Origin of the sequence: Corynebacterium sp. BD556 (genome assembly GCF_038452275.1) — a bacterium.
Classification (GTDB): Bacteria; Actinomycetota; Actinomycetes; order Mycobacteriales; family Mycobacteriaceae; genus Corynebacterium; species Corynebacterium mayonis.
In genome coordinates this window covers 1,322,228-1,342,094 of record NZ_CP141643.1, presented here as the reverse complement: position 1 = coordinate 1,342,094, position 19,867 = coordinate 1,322,228, and the positions used below count along the sequence as shown (strand labels likewise).

Annotated in this window: 18 protein-coding genes; 13 read left to right on the top strand and 5 right to left on the bottom strand. The window is 61.4% G+C overall.

Annotation, left to right across the window (positions count from 1 at the left end; translation table 11 throughout):
- Positions 1-15 precede the first annotated feature (15 nt).
- Together VLL26_RS06260 and VLL26_RS06255 are read left to right on the top strand one after the other, a co-directional pair.
- On the top strand, positions 16-636 hold the full coding sequence (locus VLL26_RS06260) for an ATP-dependent Clp protease proteolytic subunit (protein ID WP_342318282.1): 621 nt from the start codon (positions 16-18) through the stop codon (positions 634-636).
- 106 nt (positions 637-742) lie between these two features.
- Positions 743-1,864 (top strand): YibE/F family protein, encoded by a 1,122-nt coding sequence (locus VLL26_RS06255; protein ID WP_342318281.1) that lies wholly within the window; start codon positions 743-745, stop codon positions 1,862-1,864.
- Here VLL26_RS06255 and VLL26_RS06250 read toward each other — a convergent pair.
- Both VLL26_RS06250 and VLL26_RS06245 read right to left on the bottom strand, forming a co-directional pair.
- Positions 1,861-2,409 (bottom strand): hypothetical protein, encoded by a 549-nt coding sequence (locus VLL26_RS06250; RefSeq protein ID WP_342318280.1) that lies wholly within the window; start codon positions 2,407-2,409, stop codon positions 1,861-1,863. The two genes, VLL26_RS06255 and VLL26_RS06250, sit on opposite strands and share 4 nt — an antisense overlap.
- Before the next feature lie 80 nt (positions 2,410-2,489).
- Positions 2,490-3,263: an alpha/beta fold hydrolase gene (locus VLL26_RS06245; protein ID WP_342318279.1), complete on the bottom strand. Its 774-nt coding sequence runs from the start codon at positions 3,261-3,263 to the stop codon at positions 2,490-2,492.
- Between the two features lie 109 nt (positions 3,264-3,372).
- On the opposite strand from VLL26_RS06245, the gene clpX reads away from it, so the two are divergent.
- Positions 3,373-4,650 (top strand): ATP-dependent Clp protease ATP-binding subunit ClpX, encoded by a 1,278-nt coding sequence (gene clpX / locus VLL26_RS06240; RefSeq protein ID WP_342318278.1) that lies wholly within the window; start codon positions 3,373-3,375, stop codon positions 4,648-4,650.
- On the opposite strand, the gene VLL26_RS06235 is transcribed toward clpX, so the two are convergent.
- Positions 4,647-5,339 (bottom strand): TetR family transcriptional regulator, encoded by a 693-nt coding sequence (locus VLL26_RS06235; protein WP_342318277.1) that lies wholly within the window; start codon positions 5,337-5,339, stop codon positions 4,647-4,649. The two genes, clpX and VLL26_RS06235, sit on opposite strands and share 4 nt — an antisense overlap.
- 256 nt (positions 5,340-5,595) lie before the next feature.
- Between VLL26_RS06235 and VLL26_RS06230 the strand changes: the two genes are divergently transcribed.
- On the top strand, positions 5,596-6,594 hold the full coding sequence (locus tag VLL26_RS06230; RefSeq protein WP_342318276.1) for a malate dehydrogenase: 999 nt from the start codon (positions 5,596-5,598) through the stop codon (positions 6,592-6,594).
- Here the strand turns inward: VLL26_RS06230 and VLL26_RS06225 are convergent.
- On the bottom strand, positions 6,591-7,274 hold the full coding sequence (locus tag VLL26_RS06225; protein ID WP_342318275.1) for a hypothetical protein: 684 nt from the start codon (positions 7,272-7,274) through the stop codon (positions 6,591-6,593). The two genes, VLL26_RS06230 and VLL26_RS06225, sit on opposite strands and share 4 nt — an antisense overlap.
- On the bottom strand, positions 7,271-7,948 hold the full coding sequence (locus VLL26_RS06220) for a MerR family transcriptional regulator (RefSeq protein ID WP_342318274.1): 678 nt from the start codon (positions 7,946-7,948) through the stop codon (positions 7,271-7,273). The genes VLL26_RS06225 and VLL26_RS06220 overlap by 4 nt, the downstream gene beginning before the upstream one ends.
- A gap of 95 nt (positions 7,949-8,043) precedes the next feature.
- Between VLL26_RS06220 and VLL26_RS06215 the strand changes: the two genes are divergently transcribed.
- The 9 genes from VLL26_RS06215 (at position 8,044) to VLL26_RS06175 (ending at position 19,847) form a co-directional block, all read left to right on the top strand.
- Positions 8,044-10,716 (top strand): valine--tRNA ligase, encoded by a 2,673-nt coding sequence (locus VLL26_RS06215; protein WP_425292254.1) that lies wholly within the window; start codon positions 8,044-8,046, stop codon positions 10,714-10,716.
- 6 nt (positions 10,717-10,722) lie between these two features.
- Entirely contained in the window at positions 10,723-12,291 is a 1,569-nt protein-coding gene (locus VLL26_RS06210; RefSeq protein WP_342318273.1) for a bifunctional folylpolyglutamate synthase/dihydrofolate synthase, read from the top strand.
- Between the two features lie 2 nt (positions 12,292-12,293).
- The gene (locus VLL26_RS06205; protein WP_342318272.1) at positions 12,294-12,860 is read left to right on the top strand and encodes a hypothetical protein; all 567 of its coding nucleotides are present in this window, start codon (positions 12,294-12,296) and stop codon (positions 12,858-12,860) included.
- Positions 12,860-13,726: an ATP-grasp domain-containing protein gene (locus VLL26_RS06200; protein ID WP_342318271.1), complete on the top strand. Its 867-nt coding sequence runs from the start codon at positions 12,860-12,862 to the stop codon at positions 13,724-13,726. The genes VLL26_RS06205 and VLL26_RS06200 overlap by 1 nt, the downstream gene beginning before the upstream one ends.
- Positions 13,723-15,045 carry a hypothetical protein gene (locus VLL26_RS06195; protein WP_342318270.1) on the top strand — a complete coding sequence of 441 codons (1,323 nt, stop codon included), beginning with the start codon at positions 13,723-13,725 and terminating at the stop codon, positions 15,043-15,045. The genes VLL26_RS06200 and VLL26_RS06195 overlap by 4 nt, the downstream gene beginning before the upstream one ends.
- Positions 15,046-15,065: 20 nt before the next feature.
- Positions 15,066-15,503 carry a DUF4233 domain-containing protein gene (locus VLL26_RS06190; RefSeq protein ID WP_342318269.1) on the top strand — a complete coding sequence of 146 codons (438 nt, stop codon included), beginning with the start codon at positions 15,066-15,068 and terminating at the stop codon, positions 15,501-15,503.
- Between the two features lie 77 nt (positions 15,504-15,580).
- A complete protein-coding gene (locus tag VLL26_RS06185; protein ID WP_342318268.1) occupies positions 15,581-17,761 on the top strand; it encodes a 3-hydroxyacyl-CoA dehydrogenase/enoyl-CoA hydratase family protein in 2,181 nt (726 codons plus the stop codon).
- Between the two features lie 104 nt (positions 17,762-17,865).
- Positions 17,866-18,636, top strand: a complete 771-nt coding sequence (locus VLL26_RS06180) for a 3-hydroxyacyl-CoA dehydrogenase (protein WP_342318267.1) — start codon at positions 17,866-17,868, stop codon at positions 18,634-18,636.
- Positions 18,637-18,656: 20 nt separating this feature from the next.
- Entirely contained in the window at positions 18,657-19,847 is a 1,191-nt protein-coding gene (locus VLL26_RS06175; RefSeq protein WP_342318266.1) for a thiolase family protein, read from the top strand.
- The last annotated feature ends 20 nt before the right edge of the window (positions 19,848-19,867 follow it).

Here is a 19,867-nt window from a genome sequence, read left to right as displayed (position 1 = left end):
GGAGAACACCTGCACATGTCTTACAATCCGGCTCAGTCCCGTTACGTTCTGCCGCAGTTTCTAGAGGAGACTTCTTACGGCACGAAGCAGATCGACCCTTACGGAAAGCTATTTGAGGAGCGCATTGTTTTTCTGGGCACCCAGGTCGATGACACTTCCGCCAACGACGTCATGGCGCAACTGCTTGTGTTGGAGTCTCAGGACCCAGACCGCGACATCACCATGTACATCAACTCCCCGGGTGGTTCTTTTACCGCTTTGATGGCCATTTACGACACCATGCAGTACGTGCGCCCCGATGTGCAGACCGTTTGTCTTGGGCAGGCGGCGTCTGCCGCTGCTGTGATTCTGGCTGCCGGAGCCCCGGGCAAGCGCGCGATGTTGCCAAATTCGCGCGTGTTGATCCACCAACCGGCCACCCAGGGAACACAGGGCCAAGTCTCTGACCTGGAGATTCAGGCCAATGAGATTGAGCGCATGCGTCGTCTTATGGAGACGACGTTGGCTCACCACACGGGCCGTACGGCTGAGCAAATCCGTATTGACACTGACCGTGACAAGATCCTTACAGCTAAGGAGTCCGTGGAGTACGGCATCGTGGACCAAGTCTTCGACTACCGCAAACTAAACGGCTAGTCATTTGCGGCACCTCCGCCTATTATTGAAATACTTTTTCACTAGTAGGCGGAGGTTTCGCGTTTTGTCACGGCACCGGGTGGACGGGAAGAAAAACTCAGCGCAAGTGGCCCTCACGGCGGGTCTGATAGTGGCCTTTGTGGTCACTATCGTGGCGTTGGCTGTTCTCTGGCCCCGGGGTGAGGCCCCCGACCCGGGGCCGGGGTTTCGCCAATCGCAGTCAATGGCGGCCGATGCCGTTTCCGGCGAAGTCGTGGCGACCTATCGTTCCGCCTGTGCGCCCAACTCCACCGGCGTTGCATTTTCCGCCGACGATCCTCCACGTATCCCGCCCGGGGACCAGTGCGACACCACCGTTGTGCGCCTCGATGAGACTTACGCGACGATTCTCCAAACTGACATATCGTTTCAACCAGGCGATCAAGTTCTGCTTTCAGTCGCCGAATCCGGAACCCTTTCGTTTCTGGACATGCAGCGCACCACATCAGTGCTGCTGTGGCTGGCGCTGGCGGGCGTTGCCGTTGTCGTTGTCGGTGCGATGCGGGGGCTTCGTGCCATTTTGGGGCTAGGCTTCACCCTCGCCGTGATCTCAGTTTTTCTTGTGCCGGCTCTGCTGCGGGGAGGACCGCCGATTCCCTTGGCCATAACTGCTGGCGCCGCAATCCTCTACCCGGTGATGTTCCTTGTCCACGGCGCGAATTGGAAGTCAGCGTCGGCACTGGCCGGTACGCTGATCTCGGTTGGTGTATCGGCTGGACTGGCGCAGGTATCCATTGGGGCGAGCCAGCTCCGGGGGCTGGGAGACGACTCTAATCTTCTTATTCAGTTGTATTTGCCGTCGGTAAGCGTTGCCGGTTTGATGTTGGCGGGCTTTATCATCGGCACGCTCGGCGCGCTTAACGACGCCACCGTCTCCCAGGCTTCCACCGTCGCTGAACTAGCCGAGGCCGACAGCCAGGCGGGGCCGCTGAAACTGTTCACCTCCGCCATGAGGGTTGGCCAAGACCACATCGCCTCGATGGTCTACACGCTGGTGTTGGCCTACATTGGTGCGGCATTGCCGATGACGCTTCTGCTCTCCGTCGTCGATCGGCCCTTGCTGCAAGTGCTGACCTCGGATGTGGTGGCGACGGAGCTTTTACGCTCCGCAATCGGCATCCTTGGCCTGACCCTAGCTGTGCCGGTGACCACCATGATCGCGGCCTGGACGGCGCGTTCGCGAACCTAATTTTCCTCCACCGCGCACAGCGGCAGGCTGTTAAGCAAAGCCTCCGGGGCTCCCTTAAGTTCATCGCGGTTGTAGCACATCTGCCCGTCCGCTCCCGCTTTCGCTTCGATAGATACCCACCTTGGGCCATCCGCCTTCCACACAAAGTCGCCCTCGCCGGGGAAGGAGGTCTCCGCCCAGTTGCCGTCGCAAAAGCGCTGGAATTCCTCGCCGTTTTTCGCCTCGGATTCCTTCGGCCACGTGCATTCGGTCTTTACGATTCTTTCACCAACAGGCGCCGGGGCCGGCGCAGCGGCGCTGTTTCGATCGACCGGGTTCGCGGGCCTGGCGCTGGTGGTCTTCCTCGTCGTTGTGCTTTTCGAGGTGGTCGTGCTGTCTTTGTCCTCGTCTTCCTTCTTCGTGGTGGACGGGGTAGAGGATGCAACAGACTTGGTCGTCGGGAAAGAAACCGCAGGCTCAGCAATCGGAGTCGGTTCCTCGCTGGAGCAGGCCGCAAGCCCCAGGCAGGTGGCAGCAGCGGTGAGGATGAGGCCGGTTCGGCGCACGGCGGGTCCTTTCCGAAAAAACAGCTTGAAGGGCAGCAAACACAAAGACTATACCGTCACAGCGCTTTTGTAAGGCAAGTTTAAGAGATCGGAGCGAGAAAAGTGACCAATGCCTCGTTGAACATCCGCGGATTTTCCAGCGCCACCTGGTGAGAGCCCGGCGAGATCACAACACTGCGGACTTCCCCGGAGACCCCGGCGGCGATTTCTGCCAGCTGCTCCGGGCCGGTCGAGGGATCTTCGGCGCCCGCAATAGTGAGCACGGGGCAGGTGATCTCGCTAAGGCGACCGGCGAAATCCCAGGTGGCCAACGCATCGCCGTTTTGGGCGAAACCTTCCTTGTTAATGCCCAGAATCATGCGGCGCAGATGTTCAACAACGTCCGGCTCAGCGGCGCGGAAACCGGGTGTAAGCCAGTTGTCCACCATGCCATCGGCGAGGGCTTCCATGCCCTCATCGCGCGCGATACCGCAGCGTTGCACCCAACGATCCTTGCCGCCCAGGAAAGTCGCCGTGGCGCAGATCGCTGCGCGGCTGACGCGCGGGCAGGTCGCTGCAAGGTACTGGGCGATCGCGCCGCCGAGCGAGAGTCCGACCACGGCGAAGCGGTCAACACCGAGAGAATCGAGGGTGGCAAGGACATTATCGGCGAGCTGGGCCACGGAGTCGACAGCAGTGGTAGCAAGCGGCGACTGGCCGTGCCCAAGGTGATCGAGTGCGATCACCCGGAAATCGCGAAGCGCTTCAAGCTGGTTGTCCCAGGCGGCGTGGGTAGTGCCAATGGAGCTGAGCAAGACCACGGGGGCGCCTTCTGGGTTGCCGGACTCGACAGCGTGAAGAATGGTTGTTCCCATAGCGTGTTTCTTTCTGAAATATTCGGGGTTGAGTAGATGTTGAAGTAGTCTGGAACGTCACGAACCAGAATATGCACCTTATTCGTAGAAGCTGGAGTAGATCACTTTCATGGCAGTCACTCAGGACACCTCAAACCTGCTGAAGTGCTCTTTTTGCGGAAAGAGCCAGAAACAGGTGCGCAAGCTGATCGCAGGCGGCGGAGTCTACATCTGCGACGAGTGCATTGAACTGTGCAACGAAATCATCGAGGAGGAGCTCGCGGGATCCAACGGCGAGCAGCCCGGCGAGGAGGAGCGTCTGCCGCGTCCGTCCGAAATCACCGCCTTTTTGGACCAGTACGTCATCGGCCAGGACTCCGCGAAGCGCACACTGGCAGTTGCGGTTTATAACCACTACAAGCGCATCAAGGCGGAAGCGCAGATGACAACCTCCCGCAAACGGGAGGAAGACGTCGAGATCGCCAAATCCAACATCCTGCTTCTCGGACCCACAGGTTCCGGCAAGACCTATTTGGCGCAGACCTTGGCACGCATGTTGAACGTGCCCTTCGCCATCGCCGACGCCACTAGCCTGACCGAAGCGGGATACGTCGGTGAGGACGTGGAGAACATTTTGCTCAAGCTGTTGCAGTCCGCAGACTTCGACGTTCACCGTGCCCAGCAGGGCATCATCTACGTCGACGAAGTGGACAAAATCTCCCGTAAGTCGGAAAACCCCTCAATCACCCGCGATGTCTCAGGCGAGGGTGTGCAGCAGGCGCTGTTGAAAATCCTCGAGGGCACCGTTGCCTCCGTTCCGCCGCAGGGCGGGCGAAAGCACCCGAACCAGGAGTTCATCCAGCTCGACACCACGAATATTTTGTTCATTGTCGCCGGTGCCTTCGCCGGCTTGGATAAGGTCATCGCGGAACGCGTGGGCAAAAAGGGGATCGGTTTTGGTGCCGAGATTGACTCCAAGGACAAGCGCGATGAGGCGAAGCTGCTGTCTAAGGTGCAGCCGGGAGACTTGGTGAAGTTCGGGCTTATCCCCGAGTTCATTGGCCGTTTGCCGATTTTGGCCAATGTGGAAGACCTTGACCGTCAATCCCTCGTGCGCGTCTTGAAAGAGCCGAAGAACTCCTTGGTGAGGCAGTACGAGCGGCTGTTTGCTATGGACGGGACGCAACTGACCATGACCGACGAGGCTTTAGGTGTTGTTGCGGACAAGGCCGCCGAGCGCAAAACCGGTGCCCGCGGACTGCGCGCCATCATGGAGGAGCTGCTCGTGCCCATCATGTACGACCTGCCTGACCGTGAGGAAGTCGTCGAAGTCATCATCGACGAGGACGTCGTTTCCGGCAAAAAGCAACCGGAGTACGTGGTGGCGAAGGAGAAAAAGACCGCCTAGTAGATGCCCTTGTTGAGGTCATACTCCGCCTTCTGCGGAGTTTCCAGCGGCTCAACATAGGAGTCGTAGCCCGACGGCGGGATGTTCGAGGTAAGAAAAGCCAGCACCGTGTCAATGGTCAACCGGCGCATCCCTTCAGTGTTGCGCTGCGTTGCCATATCCACATTTGCCAGGCTCAAGGCGGTGTGCTGGTTGCTTGCCCGGAACATGCACAAAGAACACAGCATGAGCAAAATGTCGTCGGCGGAGACCTCCGGGCGAAACGCGCCGGAGTCCTGCCCCAACAGGAGAAGGCGCTCAATGTGCAACGTGACAGCGGCCAACTCCTCAATTTCCATCGCCTCGCCCCTGCCTAAAACTGGGTCAAGGTTTTCCCTGGCGACGAGACGCACCGCGTCTGGGTTGCGGAGGAAGCAGTGAAACAGTGCATCAATGAAGCGGCGCATGCCCTCGACGGGCACGGCGTAGGAGCGCTCCAGCACCTCCGGCGGGGGAACCAGGTTACGCCCCGCCTGCTGGAGTGCAGCCCGATAGAGGCTCCTTTTGTCGGTGTAGTGGTAGGTGAGTTTGCGCCGCGTGACTCCCGCGGCGGCAGCAATAGCCTGCATGGTCGCACTTGCGTAGCCTTCGCGGGAGAAGACGTCGAGCGCGCCGGCGACCGCCGCGGCTTTTTCTTCCCTCTCCTCCACCTGGTGGCTCCTTTGCTCGTGTGGGAAATGCTGGTGAGTGTTTTCAATCGTGCCCGATTCGCTTTCTGAAGGTGAGTCTCGCCCGTCAAACTCGCCCTGTTCGGGGGGATTTTCTCCAACAATACGGCGCAGCCAAGTGCTGATGCGGGTGCGGCGGGGGGAGCAGCAGTTTTCCTCCTCGCGGCCGCGAGTAAAGCGCGTCTATACTGCGATAGATATAGTTTTAAGTTTTTTGCACACGTGCGGAGGAAAAACCATGGACAATCTCGCAGCCGTTTCCACCGAGCCTGTGAAGGTCACCGTCACTGGAGCCGCCGGAAACATCGCCTATTCCCTGCTGTGGCGCATCGCCTCCGGCGATGTTTTCGGCGCTGAGCGCCACGTTGACCTGACCTTGCTGGAGACTCCCGAGCATGTCCATGCTGCTCAGGGCGTCGCCATGGAGCTGGCAGATTCCGCTTTGCACCTGGTGCGCAACATCACTGTCACCGATGATCAAAAGACCGGCTTCGATGGCGTCAACGCCGCCTTTTTGGTGGGCGCGAAGCCACGCGGCAAAGGTGAGTCCCGCGCCGACATGCTGGAAGCAAACGGCCGGATCTTTGTTGCGCAGGGACGATCCATCAACGAGTCGGCGGCGCAGGACGTGCGCGTGCTCGTGGTGGGCAACCCGGCCAACACCAACGCCTACATTGCGTCCAAGGCTGCTCCGGATGTGCCGGCTGAGCGCTTCAACGCTTTGATGCGCCTTGACCACAACCGGGGCCTGTCGATGCTTTCCGATTACCTGGGCGTGCCCGCCTCCAAGATCGACAGCTTGGTGGTGTGGGGCAACCACTCCGACACCCAGTTCCCGGATATCGAGTTCCTTCGCGTGGGCGGCAAGTCCGTCACTGAACAGATCGACCGCGGGTGGTACGAAAACGAATTCATTCCGCGTGTGGCGCTGCGCGGTGCGGAAATTATCAAGGTGCGCGGTCATTCCTCGGCGGCTTCCGCCGCTTCCGCCGCGGTGGATCACATGCGTGACTGGGTGAGCGGTACCGGTGGGCGTTGGGTGACGGTGGCGCAACCTTCGACAGGTGAGTACGGCGTCGACGAAGGCCTCGTCTTCGGTTTCCCAACGACGGCCATCAACGGCCGTCAAACTGTCGTTCCTGGCTTGGACATCAATGATTTCCAGCGCGAGCGTATCGACGCCAACATCACCGCCCTGCGCGCCGAGGCGGCGATCGCGGATGAATTGTTTACCTAAAGGTTGTTGATGAGTTCGCTGGGCTCGTCGATCCACAGGTGAGCCTTTTGCCAACCGGTAGCTTCGTCGAGGACTAGTTCGAGGTTGGTGCCCTGCAAGCTCTCCAGAACCAGCACTTGGCCTTCGGTTTTCCTGCCGGTTTCGTAGCAGCGCAGGATGCGGGAGTGCCGGATATGTGTCGAGGGGATGGAAGCAAGCACCTTCCGACCGTCCCGGAGAACCAGATTCTTGTCGAGGTAGTGGGGATGGACTACCCTTCGTGCGAAAAATCCCCACAGCCACACCAGCGAATAGACAGACACTACTGCGAGAGTCAGGCGTAGCCACGGCCAGGCAACGACCAACTCGACCGCGATTAGTTCGATTGCGGTGGCGCCAGTCATCATCGTTGGTATTTGCCACCAGCCTTGCGAAGCTGGCAATGCGGTTGCGCCCGCTGGAATGTTCACGCGCCGGGTGAGCACATAATACAGGTCGCACAACAGGTTCCATTCGGCGGTAACGAGCCGCACAGCCAGGTTGCCTTCGCCTCTCCGAACTGCAAGAATGAGGATCGTTCCAGCACACAGGGCTTCGAGAAAGAGAAACAAAGCGACGGCGTACCCTCCGCTGAGACGCCCAGACCACCACAGATACAGGTCCGCTACGGCAATGAGAGCCGCTAGAAGGCGCAACATCATTGGCCTCCCGAAAGTTTGCGTAGCGCCAGCGTTTGCGCCTTGCTCGTTGGGACGTCGACTAGCGATAACGGCACCTCGCCGGTGCTGAGGGTGTCTCGGATGCCGTGCATGAGACCTTCGCGCGCAGCGAGGTCGTCGATAAGTGCCTCTGCCTGGGCTGGTGGAGTATCCGCCAGTTTTTGCCAAATTTCTTTGACGTGGACGGCTTCGGCCCTGCGGCAGGGATCCGCCAGGTTGCGACGCAGACAATCCCACGTTTTGTCAGTTGCCACCCCGGCCAATGCCATCAAGTCGAAAGCATCGATTTCGGCTTGTGTATAGGCATTGTCGCCGAGAAGTCCTTTCATTTCGCGGCGGATATCTGCGGGGGCGCCCAAATCACCGGAGCTAAGTGCGCGAAGGCGATCGCGCTGAGCTTCCAATTGCGCGATACGTTGGTTGATGCTTCGGAGGGCGTCGTCGATCAGTGAGGGCTTTGACTGGCTGATGTCGGCCAGTGGGATTCCCGCGTCGACCATGGCGCGGACCCGCAGGAGGGCAGCTAGATCTGCAACCCCGTAATCGCGGTATCCTCCTGGGGTCCGGGGTGGTTCTGGTAGCGCGCCGGATTCGTGGTAGTGGCGGATTGCGCGGACGGAACAACCTGCTGCGCGAGCAGCGTCGGAGATTTTCATGGGGCAAGTATGAACTATGACGTTACGTGAGGGTCAAGTGCTTTTTACCCGGCGCTATGATTGGGCGAAGAACTGACCAAACCGAGGGGAAGATAGTGACAGGGACGAACCGCGCGGATGCGCTGCCGAAGTCGTGGGAACCGCAGTCGGTGGAGGCCGAGCTGTACCAGCGTTGGGTCGATGCGGGCTATTTCACCGCAGATCCTGACAGCGGCAAACCCGCTTTCTCGATTGTCCTGCCTCCCCCGAATGTGACAGGTCAACTACATATGGGCCATGCGCTCGACCACACGTTGATGGATTCAATTGTGCGCCGGAAGCGCATGCAGGGCTTTGAGGTGCTGTGGCTGCCGGGCATGGACCATGCCGGCATTGCCACCCAATCCAAGGTCGAGGCCAAGCTCAAAGAGGAGGAAGGAAGGGACCGCTACTCCTATGGGCGTGAGGAGTTCATCGGCCGGGTTTGGCAGTGGAAGGACCAGTACGGCGGTGCGATCACCGGGCAGATGCGTGCCATTGGGGATTCCGTGGACTGGTCCCGTGAACGCTTCACCCTCGACGAGGGCCTTTCACGGGCGGTCCAGACTATTTTCAAGCAGCTCTACGACGCTGGCTTGATCTACCGCGATTACCGCTTAGTTAACTGGTCCCCGGTGTTGGAAACGGCCGTGTCCGACATTGAGGTTGTCTACAAAGATGTCGAGGGTGAGTTTGTTTCCTTGCGTTATGGCTCGCTTGTCGACGACGAACCCCACCTCGTTGTCGCCACCACCCGTGTCGAGACGATGCTTGGTGATGTCGCCATCGCCGTCCACCCCGACGATGAGCGCTACGCCCATTTAGTGGGCGAAACATTTCAACACCCGTTGCGCCCGGAGATGAGCGTGAAGGTCATTGCCGACGATTACGTCGACATGGAATTGGGTACCGGCGCGGTGAAGATCACCCCAGCGCATGACCCGAACGACTACGAGATGGGTCTGCGCCACGATCTTGAAATGCCCATCATCATGGATGAAAAGGGCCGCATTGCCGACACCGGGACCCGCTTCGACGGCATGAGCCGCGAAGAAGCCCGCGTTGCGGTGCGCGAGGCGCTCGCTGAGCAGGGCCGCATTGTCAAAGAGGTGCGCCCATACGTTCACTCGGTGGGTCACTCGGAGCGTTCGGGCGAGCCGATTGAGCCGCGCCTGTCGTTGCAGTGGTTTGTCAAGGTCTCCGAGCTGGCCCGCATGTCTGCCGAGGCTGTGCGTCAGGGAGATACGGTGATCCACCCGCAGTCAATGGAGAAGCGCTATTTCGACTGGGTGGATAACATGCACGATTGGACGATTTCGCGCCAATTGTGGTGGGGCCACCGGATCCCTATCTGGTACGGGCCTGAAGGTGAGGTTGTCTGTGTGGGGCCGGATGAAAAAGCGCCTGCCGGCTACACCCAGGACCCCGATGTGCTGGATACGTGGTTTTCTTCCGCCTTGTGGCCGTTTTCGACGCTGGGATGGCCGGACAAAACCCCGGAGCTGGAAAAGTTCTACCCCACGTCGGTCCTGGTCACTGCCTACGACATCTTGTTTTTCTGGGTGGCGCGCATGATGATGTTCGCCACTTTTGCCGCCACCCAAACGCCGGAGGTTTTCGGTGCCGGCGCCGAAGGCCGCCCCCAGGTTCCGTTTAAGGACCTGTACCTGCACGGCCTGGTGCGCGATGAGAAGGGCCGTAAGATGTCGAAGTCGCTGGGCAACGGCATCGACCCGATGGATTGGGTGGAGCGCTTCGGCGCTGACGCATTGCGCTTCGCTCTGGCCCGCGGTGCGAATCCGGGCGTGGACCTGCCGATTGGTGAGGACCACGCGCAGTCGGCGCGCAACTTCGCCACCAAGCTCTACAACGCGACCAAGTTTGCCCTGATCAACGGTGCCTCCGTTGGTCAGCTGCCGCAGCGCGCCGAGTTGAGCGACGCTGATCGGTGGATTCTTGATCGTCTTGAGGAAGTCCGCTCGCGTGTCGACGCCTACCTTGATGATTATCAGTTTGCAAAGGCGAACGAGGAGCTTTACCACTTCGCCTGGGATGAACTGTGTGACTGGTACCTAGAGATCGCTAAAACGCAAATGCCGACTAGCGCAGAGACGACCCGCCTGGTGCTGGGCCGTGTTCTCGATGTGGTGCTTCGGCTGCTGCACCCGAGCATGCCCTTCGTCACCGAGGTTTTGTGGACTGCGTTAACCGGGCACGAAACTGTCACCCAGGCCGCGTGGCCGGGTGCCCAAGACACCAACGGTGGGGATAAAACAGACGCCGACGCGCGCCGCCGCATCGAAGATTGCGTCAAGCTGATCACGCAGCTTCGCCGCTTCCGCGCCGATCAGGGGGTCAATCCGAACCAGAAGGTGCCCGCCGAGCTCGACTTCGCAGCCGCGGACCTGTCTGCCCAAGAGGACCTTGTGCGCTCCATCGCGCGAGTGGAAGCGCCGGGGCTGGACTTTAAAGCGTCGGCAAGCATTGAGGTGCGCCTGAGCACAGCGACGGTCAACGTCGCCCTGGACACCTCGGGAACCGTTGATGTCGCCGCCGAGCGCAAACGTTTGGACAAAGAGCTTGCGGCCGCGCAGAAGGAACTGGATACGACGGGCGCAAAACTTGCTAACGAGTCCTTCCTGGCGAAGGCCCCGGAAGCGGTAGTGGAGAAAATCCGCGCCCGGCAGAAGGTGGCTCAGGAGGAAATCGAGCGCGTCACAGCCCGTCTCGAAGCGTTGCCGGAAGCTTAAGCGCTCATGGCTAGAGAAGACGAGCTGCGGGCGGCACGCGAGAACTTGCGTTTCCAGTTGGGAGATGAAGGCGTCGAAGGCCTTGAGGAACTCGGTGGCGACAAAGAAGCAATCGACAGCGAATTCGGCCGACTCTGCGTCACCGAGCACGGCCTCACGCTCAACTTGACGCAGCAGCCAGACGAAAGCGAGGCAGGTGAAGAAACCTTCGCAACACCCGAGCCGACGCAACAGGAACTGGCCCAGTTGGCGCAGGTAGTAGCCGATCTCGACCAGCGCGCCGGGGCGACAGACCCCAACCCTTCCCTCGACCGGATCTGCACGCTCATGGAGTTGCTCGGCGAGCCCCAAAAGTCTTTCAACGTCATTCTCGTAGCCGGCACCAACGGCAAAACGTCGACAGCGCGGATGATTGACGCCCTGCTGCGCACACTCAACCGGCGCGTCGGGCTGTTTATCAGCCCCGAGCTCAACAGCATCCTCGAGTGCGTTTCCATCGACGGCGAGGAAATCACCCCCCGCGACTTCCTGCGCGTCTACCGGGAGATCGAACCTTATGTGGAGATGGTCGATGAGCGCTTCGACGGTGCCATGAGCCGCTTCGAGGTGCTCGTCGGCTTGGCCTATGCCGCCTTCGCTGATGCCCCAGTCGAGGTGGCGGTGGTGGAAGTGGGCATGGGCGGCACCTGGGACGCCACCAACTGCGTGGACGCTGATGTTTCCGTGATTGCCCCGATCAGCCACGACCACAGCGCTTGGTTGGGAAACGACATTGAAAAGATCGCGGCGCATAAGGCAGGAATAATCGGCAAAACATCCACGGCAGGAGGCACTATCGCCGTCGTGGGGCGGCAAGAACCGGAGGCGATGGAGGTCATTTTGCGTCGGGCGGTGGAGGTGGACGCCATCGTGGCCCGTTTGGGAAGCGAGTTCGGTGTGGCCGACAACCGACTGGCCGTCGGCGGGCGGATGCTCGAACTCCAGGGGCTCGGCGGCACCTACAGCGAGGTTTTCCTCCCGCTAGCCGGGGCGCACCAGGCCGACAACGCGTCGCTGGCGCTCGCTGCGGTGGAGGCGTTCTTCGGGGCCACCGGCGCGCGCCCGCTCGACTTGGCGGCGGTCCGCGCCGCCTTCGGCTCCCTGTCTGCGCCTGGGCGCCTCGAGCGTCTGCCGGGCGATCCGGCGGTGTTTATCGACGTCACCCATAACGTGGCTGGAGCAAAGGCGCTGGTAGAGACGTTGGAATCCGATTTCGACTTCAGCCGGGTCATCGGCGTAGTCTCCCTTCCCCGCGACAAGGATGTGCGGGGGATAATGCAGATCTTGGCTGGGGGGATGAGCGAGATCATTGTCACCCGTAACTTTTCCCCGCGCGCGATGGAGACGCAGGAATTAGCCGCCATCGCCGTTGAGATAGCGGGGGATGAAAAGGTCTACACCGCGCACGATGTGGCAGCCGCTGTCGCCCTTGCCAAAGATTTAGCGCAGGACAATCAGGACAATGAGGTCGGCTCGACTGCCATCGTCGTGACCGGTTCGCACGACACTGCGGGTGAAGCCCGCCGCGTGGTTTAGCCATGTCCGCTTTCGACGTGTTGGCTGGCAGGAGCCCGATTATTGTGACCGCGCCGCATGCTGTGCGCCACCGTAGGCAGGGGCGTTGGAAGTATGCTGAGCCCGCCACGGCAGAGCTGGCGCGTGGGCTGCACAGCGCGGTCGGTGTCCACGCCCTGATCAAAAACGACGCTGATTTTTCCGACCCGAACTCGGACGAGTCCAGCCCGTTTCGAGATGCCGCTGTCGAGCTGGCTGCCCGCGAATCGGTGGTAGCTGGCGTGGATTTGCATGAGATGAGTCCGTCGCGCGAACAGGCCGTCATCCTCGGCACAGGTTGCGGCCGCAACATCTACCACCGGTGGCATATCCGCGACATTGTGGTCGAGGAGTTCTCCGCAGCCGGTTTCGCGGTGCTTGTCGACGAAGTCTTCCCCGCGATGGGCCTCAACCGCGTCTCTTCCGATGTGTCCCGCCGCGCCGGGATTCCTTATGTGCAGTTGGAGTTGAACCCAGCGCTGATCGGTGATGTCCTGCCTGGGGTGCTCAGGCGCATCGTGGTGCGGTTGGCCGCCGAGGCAGGTTTTTGATGTCGACGGCCTGGCTTGTGAGCAACCGGTGGTTGGTGTGGCAGCGCTTTGAGCTGCAATTTGAAGCGCTGCTGCAGCGCGCCGATGAGGTGAGTTTGACTCGTTGCACCAACGACCACGCCGCGGTCGCCGTGGCCCGAGGTGACGCGCTGCCGGATGTAGCGTTGGTCATGGATAAGGATGTGGCTTTGATCGCCTCGCTGGAGGCGCGTGGGGTGCGCTGCATCAACTCCGCGCGGGCGATCGCGATGTGCGACAACAAGGCGTTGACCCACGCCGCGCTCACAGCGGCAGGTATCGCTCACCCCGACACTGTGGTGCTGCCTTATGTTTTTGACACACTTAGCCGCGAGCAGTGGAGGGCCTCGGAGGCTGTTGCTGCGGCGAAGCAGATCCTGGGTTATCCCCTGGTGGCCAAACGCGCGGTTGGTTCCTGGGGCAGGGGAGTACACCTGGTGGCCGACGAGGAGGAGTTAGTGGAGATGATTTGTGCCACCCAACCGGCCCCCATTATTTTGGAGCGCTTCATCGCCCGTTCGAGAGGAACAGATGCGCGTGTCTACATGGTCGGAGACGAACCGGTCGCGGCGATGCGCCGCTTCGCCGCAGGAAGTGACTTCCGCGCCAACCTGACAGGTGGGGGCAAGGCGCAGCCCTGGGACCCGCCAGCGCAGTACGTGGAGGTGGCCAGGCGGGCGATGGCTGCACTGGGATTGGAAATCGGCGCGGTGGACTTTTTGGATTCAGATGAGCCGCTGGTGGGCGAGGTCAACTCGAATGCGCAGTTTATGAGTTTAAGTGAGGTCACAGGTGTTGACGTCGCCTCCCGGGTGATCTCGTATCTCAACGAGGTGGCGCGGCGGTGACAGAGCACTTCAGTCGGTGGTTGGGTGAGCCTTTCGAGGTGGAATTGGATGGGGCGCCGTTCGCGGTGGCGCAGTATCCCTTTGATGTGATCGTCTTGCCGCAGTCGTGGGAGGGCTGGGCCAGTTTGCACAGCTACCAGGTGTGCCGCGTCAACGACGAGGTGTGGGCGCGGGTGGTGAAGGGGCACGGTGAGAAGCCGCGGGCGTCGAAAAGAATGTTGCGGGTGGTTGGTGGCCCAGCGGTGCGTTTGCGGCCCGTAGCCACGCAGCGCTTCCGCGGTTACTCTTTCCAGCCACTGGAGGACACGGGCACACAGGTGGTCAACATCCCCGATGACGCCTACCGTCAACTGCCGCCCGCGCCGCGCTACCGTGTGGCCTGTCCGGCCACAGGCTGCGCTTTCTTTGTCGACGCCGACAAGTTGCGTCCCTACCTTCCGGCCACCTCGGGGGAGGAAGACACACTCAAGCTTTCGCGCTACCAGCGCATCCTGCTGCGGCTGCACCCGCCGCTGGAGTTAAGCCAGGTTCACCGCGGGGATCTCGCCGCGGAAATCGTCGATGAACTGGGGCGTTTTTATCAGCCAAAGCCGGATTCGACAGCACTCGCGTTGAAACCGGAGCTGTCCTTTGAAGAAACCGTTGCCGCTAGCCGTGTGCTGCGCAAGGCTGAGTTCTTCTCGCTGTTGATCTCGCCTGTTTTCGATGAGGAAGTGGCCACCGTGTTTTCTTTTTCTGCCGCTCGTCGGCGGTCAAAAAACAGGTTCAAGGCGGTGCGCCGCGCCTGGTACCGGCTCGGGGAGTTCTACCTTGGGTCGCAGTCCTACGTGCTGCGGGTGGTGCGGCCGCTTGACATCGACGAGTCACGCACCGCGGTGAGGTTGTCGCGTGACACGATGGATAGCCTCGGCATTGAGGATATGGATGTCGTGCAGCTTCGCTACGGGGCGCGCACCGCGGTGGCGCGCGCCATGTCGATTTCCGACGACTCAGAGATGCGCGCGAACAGCTTTATTGCACCCTCGGAAACACTCGATGCGGTGATTGGTATTCCGGCGGGGCTGCGCGCAGAGTTGGGGGTGCCTTCCATCAACGAATGTGTTGAGGTGGAGCGCGACGCCAACCACATGTTCCGCAAGTCTTTGAACCTTTATCTCCTCTCCGCGCTAGCCTGGCTGTTTACTGTGTTGCAGGTGGCGCCGTCGGTGAACATTGCGATGTCGTGGGTAGTGTTAATCTTTGTTGTCAGCATGCCTGTGGTTGCTTATGTTGCCGCGGCCGGCAAGCGGGCGCAGGTCAAGGACCTAAACAGGGGCTAGGTGCAGTATCCTTGGTCGACATGAGCCCGAAACGTGAACGACCAGTCAGCCCCCTGGGAATGGGCCATGCCCCCGTCAAGGACCCAATGAAGGGGCTAAACGGGGTGTTGAGCGGGACCTTGATCATGGAAGCGATCACAATTTTGCTGATCCTTTTGGTGGTGCTCAAAGTCGACGGCGGTGCTTATTGGACCACGTTCAATTGGGTCTACATCACCCTTGTCGGCTTGGCGCACGTCGCGTTGGCCTTCGTGCAAAAAAAGCCGTGGGCTTTGTGGGCGGACCTCGGTGCGCAGATTCCGCTGATTTTCGGGTTTTTTGTGCACTGGTCAGTTTCGGTTGTTGGCATCATGTTCGGCATTGTGTGGTTCCTCATCATTAAGATGCGCTCCGAGATTGTCCAGCGCATGCGCCACGGCTACCTGGTTACCCAGCATTTAGGTGCGGCGGAGGACTAGCCAGGAATGTGACCTGCGTTATGATCGGTAGCACTTATTGTTCACCGTCACCCTCTCACAGGAGGTTAGGAAAACGCATGTCTTTTGATGTCACCACCGCCGCAGTCCTCGGAGCTGGCTCCATGGGGGCCGGCATCGCCGCCTTGATGGCCAACGCCGGTATCACCGTCCACCTGCTTGACCTGCCAGCAGACGGCGAGGACCGCAACGCCCGCGCCCGCAAAGGCATCGAAACTCAGCTCGCCCGCCACGGTTTCCAGCGTCAGGAGTTCGCCGAGCGCGTCATCCCCGGCAACACCGAAGACCACTTGGAGCGTCTCGCCGAGGCGGAGTGGATCGTTGAAGCGGTCTTTGAAGATATCAACGTCAAACGCGACACGTTCGCCAAAATCGACGCCCATCGCAGCCCCGGTACGCCAGTGACCTCCAACACCTCATCCATCCCTTTGCAGGTTTTGCTCAGTGAAGCGAGCGATGAGTTCAAGTCTGACTTCGCCATCACCCACTTTTTCAACCCGCCGCGCGTGATGCGCCTGGTGGAGTTGGTTGCCGGCCCGGCAACGGCGCCGGGAAGCGTCGATAAGCTGCGCGATGTGCTTGAGCGGCAGTTGGGCAAGGTCGTCGTGGACTGCCGCGACACCCCTGGTTTCATTGCTAACCGCATCGGGTCTTTTTGGATGGGTGCCGCCGCTCAGATCGCCCTGGACACAGGCATTGTTCCCGAACAAGCCGATGTGGCCTTCGGTCGTCCTTTCGGCGTGCCCCGCACCGGCGTTTTCGGACTGTTTGACTACATTGGGCTGCAGGTAGCGCCCCATATTTGGGGTTCGATGATGGACGCGTTGCCAAACACTGACGCGATGCAGCGCTACGCGATCACCGCCACGCCGCAGTTTAAGGAGCTGCTGGACAAGGGTTTGACTGGGCGCACCGCCGAGTCCGGGTTTTACCGTGGCCGCGACGAGGTCTACGACTTTGAGGCGCACGACTACCGCCAGCGGCGCAACTATGAGGTTGCCAAGGATCCGCGTGCGTTGATGGACTCGGGCACCGCCGAGGGCGATTTCGCGCGCGAGGTCTTCCGTGTGCTCGTCGAGTACTGCTGTGATACGGCCGCGGAGATCGCGGACACGGTCGACCAGATTGACACCGCCATCGAGCTTGGTTACGGCTGGAAGAAGGGCCCCTTCGCGCTTGCCGACGCTATCGGGCTTGACTACGCCGCCGCGCTTTTCGACGCCCCGCCAGCCTTGCTGGACAAGGCCCGCGCCGCGGGTGGTTTCTACTCCGGCGGCAAGGTGTTGAGCACCGCAGGAGAACTGGTCGAACGCCCGCAGCGCGAAGGCGTCGTGCGTGTGTCCGACCTCATCGCCGGCGCGGAGAAGGTCGACGGCAATGCCGGCGCGAGCGTCTACAAGCTTGATGACGGCCTCGGCGTGTTCGTCTACCAAACCCCGATGAACTCCTCGACCGACGACGTCACTGAGCTGTTCACACGCGCCGGGGACTGGCCGCTGCGCGCGCTGGTTATCGCCAACGACGAGGAGCGCGCCTTCTCCGCGGGGGCGAACCTGCCGCGCTTGGCGGAGCTATCCGGCCCCGACGGCGACCCTCAAGCCCGCGAGGCGACGATCCGCCAGGGCCTTGATGGGCTGCGTGCTCTGCGCCGCGCGCCTTATCCGGTTGTCGGCGCAGTGCGCGGCGTGGCTCTCGGCGGCGGCATGGAGCTGCTCCTCCACACTGACGCCGCGGTCATCCACGCCGAGACTCGTGTGGGTTTCCCGGAGCGTTCCGTTGGTCTGTTCCCTGCCTGGTCCGGCCCGGTTCGCCTGTTAGAACGCCTCCTCGACCTCGGAGTGGACAACCCACACCGCACCGCCTACGAGGCGCTTCTCGACGTGCGCCCAGTACCCGCCGTCAACCTTGACTTCTGGCGGGCACACGATCGCATTGTCATGAGCCCGGACCATGTTGTTGCCGATGCTGTGGAGCTGGCGCGCTCGCTGGCCGAGGGCTACACCGCCCCAGAGGACGCTGAGCTGCCGCTGACCACGGACACTTTGGAGTACACGGCGGGCTCGGAGACGGACAAGGCGATCGGTGCGGCTTTGGCCCGCGTCTTTGCCGGCGAGGGCACCGCCAGCGAGGCGGAGCTTGCCGACCGTCAGGTCGAAGCGGCCTCGGAAGTGCTCGCCCGGCCCGAAAACGCAGAGCGGGCGCACCACATGGCGACCACCCGCAAACCGCTCAAGAACTAATGCGAGGAGGTTTCCTCAGCCTGAGAAAATATGCTCCAGATCACCAATTCCTGATGTAGGTTGATGGGTGGAAAAACCATCAATGGTGTGAAAGGACATGACGTATGCGGATTCAGGGAAAAACAGCAATCGTGACGGGCGGGGCCTCCGGGCTCGGCCTGGCCACAGCCACCTCCCTGGCTAAAGCGGGGGCGCGCGTCGTGGTGGCCGACCTGCCCGGAGCCGACCAAAGCGGCCTTGACGCCCTGCGGGAAGAAACCGGCGCAAAGATCGAGTTCCACGGCGTAGACGTGACCAAAGAGGACCAAGTGCAGTCCGCGGTAAACGCCGCGAACTCCGCCGGCACCCTAGCCATCGTGGTGAACTGCGCTGGCATCGCCAACGGCATTAAGACCGCCGGGTCCAGCGGCGCCTTCCCGCTCGCGGATTTCCAAAAGGTAATCGACGTCAACCTCGTCGGCACCTTCAACGTCATTCGCCTCAGCGCACAGGCCATGCTGGATAACCAGCCCGACGGTGAGGAACGCGGCGTGATCATCAACACCGCCTCCGTCGCCGCCTTCGACGGGCAAATGGGCCAAGCAGCCTACTCGGCATCCAAGGCCGGAGTGGTCGGCATGACCTTGCCCATTGCCCGCGATCTCTCCCGCGCCCAGATTCGGGTGGTGACCATCGCGCCGGGCACCTTCGAAACCCCCATGCTCGCGCAGCTCCCGGAGGAGGTCAAGGCCTCCCTAGGGAAGCAGGTTCCCCACCCCTCCAGGTTGGGACGCCCAGCGGAGTACGCGCAACTGGTCAGCTCCATCGTCGAAAACCCAATGCTCAACGGTGAGACGATCCGCCTCGACGGCGCGATCCGCATGGGAATTAAGTAGAAACCGGGAGGGAAACGAAAATGAAAAACGCGGTTATTGTCGATGTAGTGCGCACCGCCGTGGGCAAAGGCAAACCCGGAGGTGCGCTGTCCGGCGTGCACCCAGTTGATCTTTTGGCCACCGTTTTGCAGGCACTGCAGGAAAGAAACAACCTCGATCCGGCGCTCGTTGATGACGTCATCACCGGCTGCGTCAGCCAGGTCGGCGAGCAGTCGATGAACATCTCGCGCCAAGCAGTGCTTGCCGCCGGTTGGCCCGAGTCCGTCCCAGCTACCACCGTCGACCGCCAGTGCGGCTCTAGCCAACAAGCGGTCCACTTCGCGGCCCAGGGAATCATGGCCGGCGCCTACGACATTGCAGTGGCAGCGGGCGTCGAATCTATGAGCCGAGTGCCACTCGGGGCTTCGCTGCAAGACGCCGACAACCAGGGGCCTTCGGTGAGGAAGCGCTACAACCCGGGACTGGTCCACCAGGGCCTGTCGGCTGAGCTGCTCGCCGCTCGCTACAAGCTCACCCGGGACGAGCTCGACGCCTTCGCTGCACGTTCACACCGCCGTGCCCTCGCCGCCACCGAACAAGGCCACTTCGAATCCACGATCATTCCGGTCGAGGTGAAAGACGCCGACGGCAACACCCTGACGCACACCGTCGACGAAACCATGCGCCCCACCACCGCGGAAGCACTCAGCGGGCTTCGCCCGTCCTTCGTCAACGAGAAATTCAAGGCGCGCTTCCCTGAGGTGGAGTGGATGATCACCCCCGGAAACTCCTCCCCGCTCACAGATGGCGCCTCCGCGGCGCTGATCATGGAGGAATCCGTCGCCGAAAAACTCGGTTTGACTCCACGCGCCCGCTTCGTCTCCTTCGCCGTCGCGGGAGCCGACCCGGTGATCATGTTCACCGCCCCCGCACCGGCGACGCAAAAGGCGCTCGATAGGGTGGGCCTGCAAGTCGACGAGATCGACTTGTTCGAGTGCAATGAAGCCTTCGCCCCCGTGCCCCTAGTGTGGGCGCGCGAACTTGGCATTGACTTCGACAAAGCCAATGTCTCCGGTGGGGCGATCGCGCTTGGCCACGCACTGGGCTCCTCCGGGACCAGGCTTTTGTCCACCCTGCTTGCGGACCTGGAACGCACCGGCGGGCGCTACGGCCTGCAGGTCATGTGCGAAGGCGGCGGCATGGCCAACGCCACCATCATCGAACGGGTCTAAAACCCGTTCGAGGTTCCGGG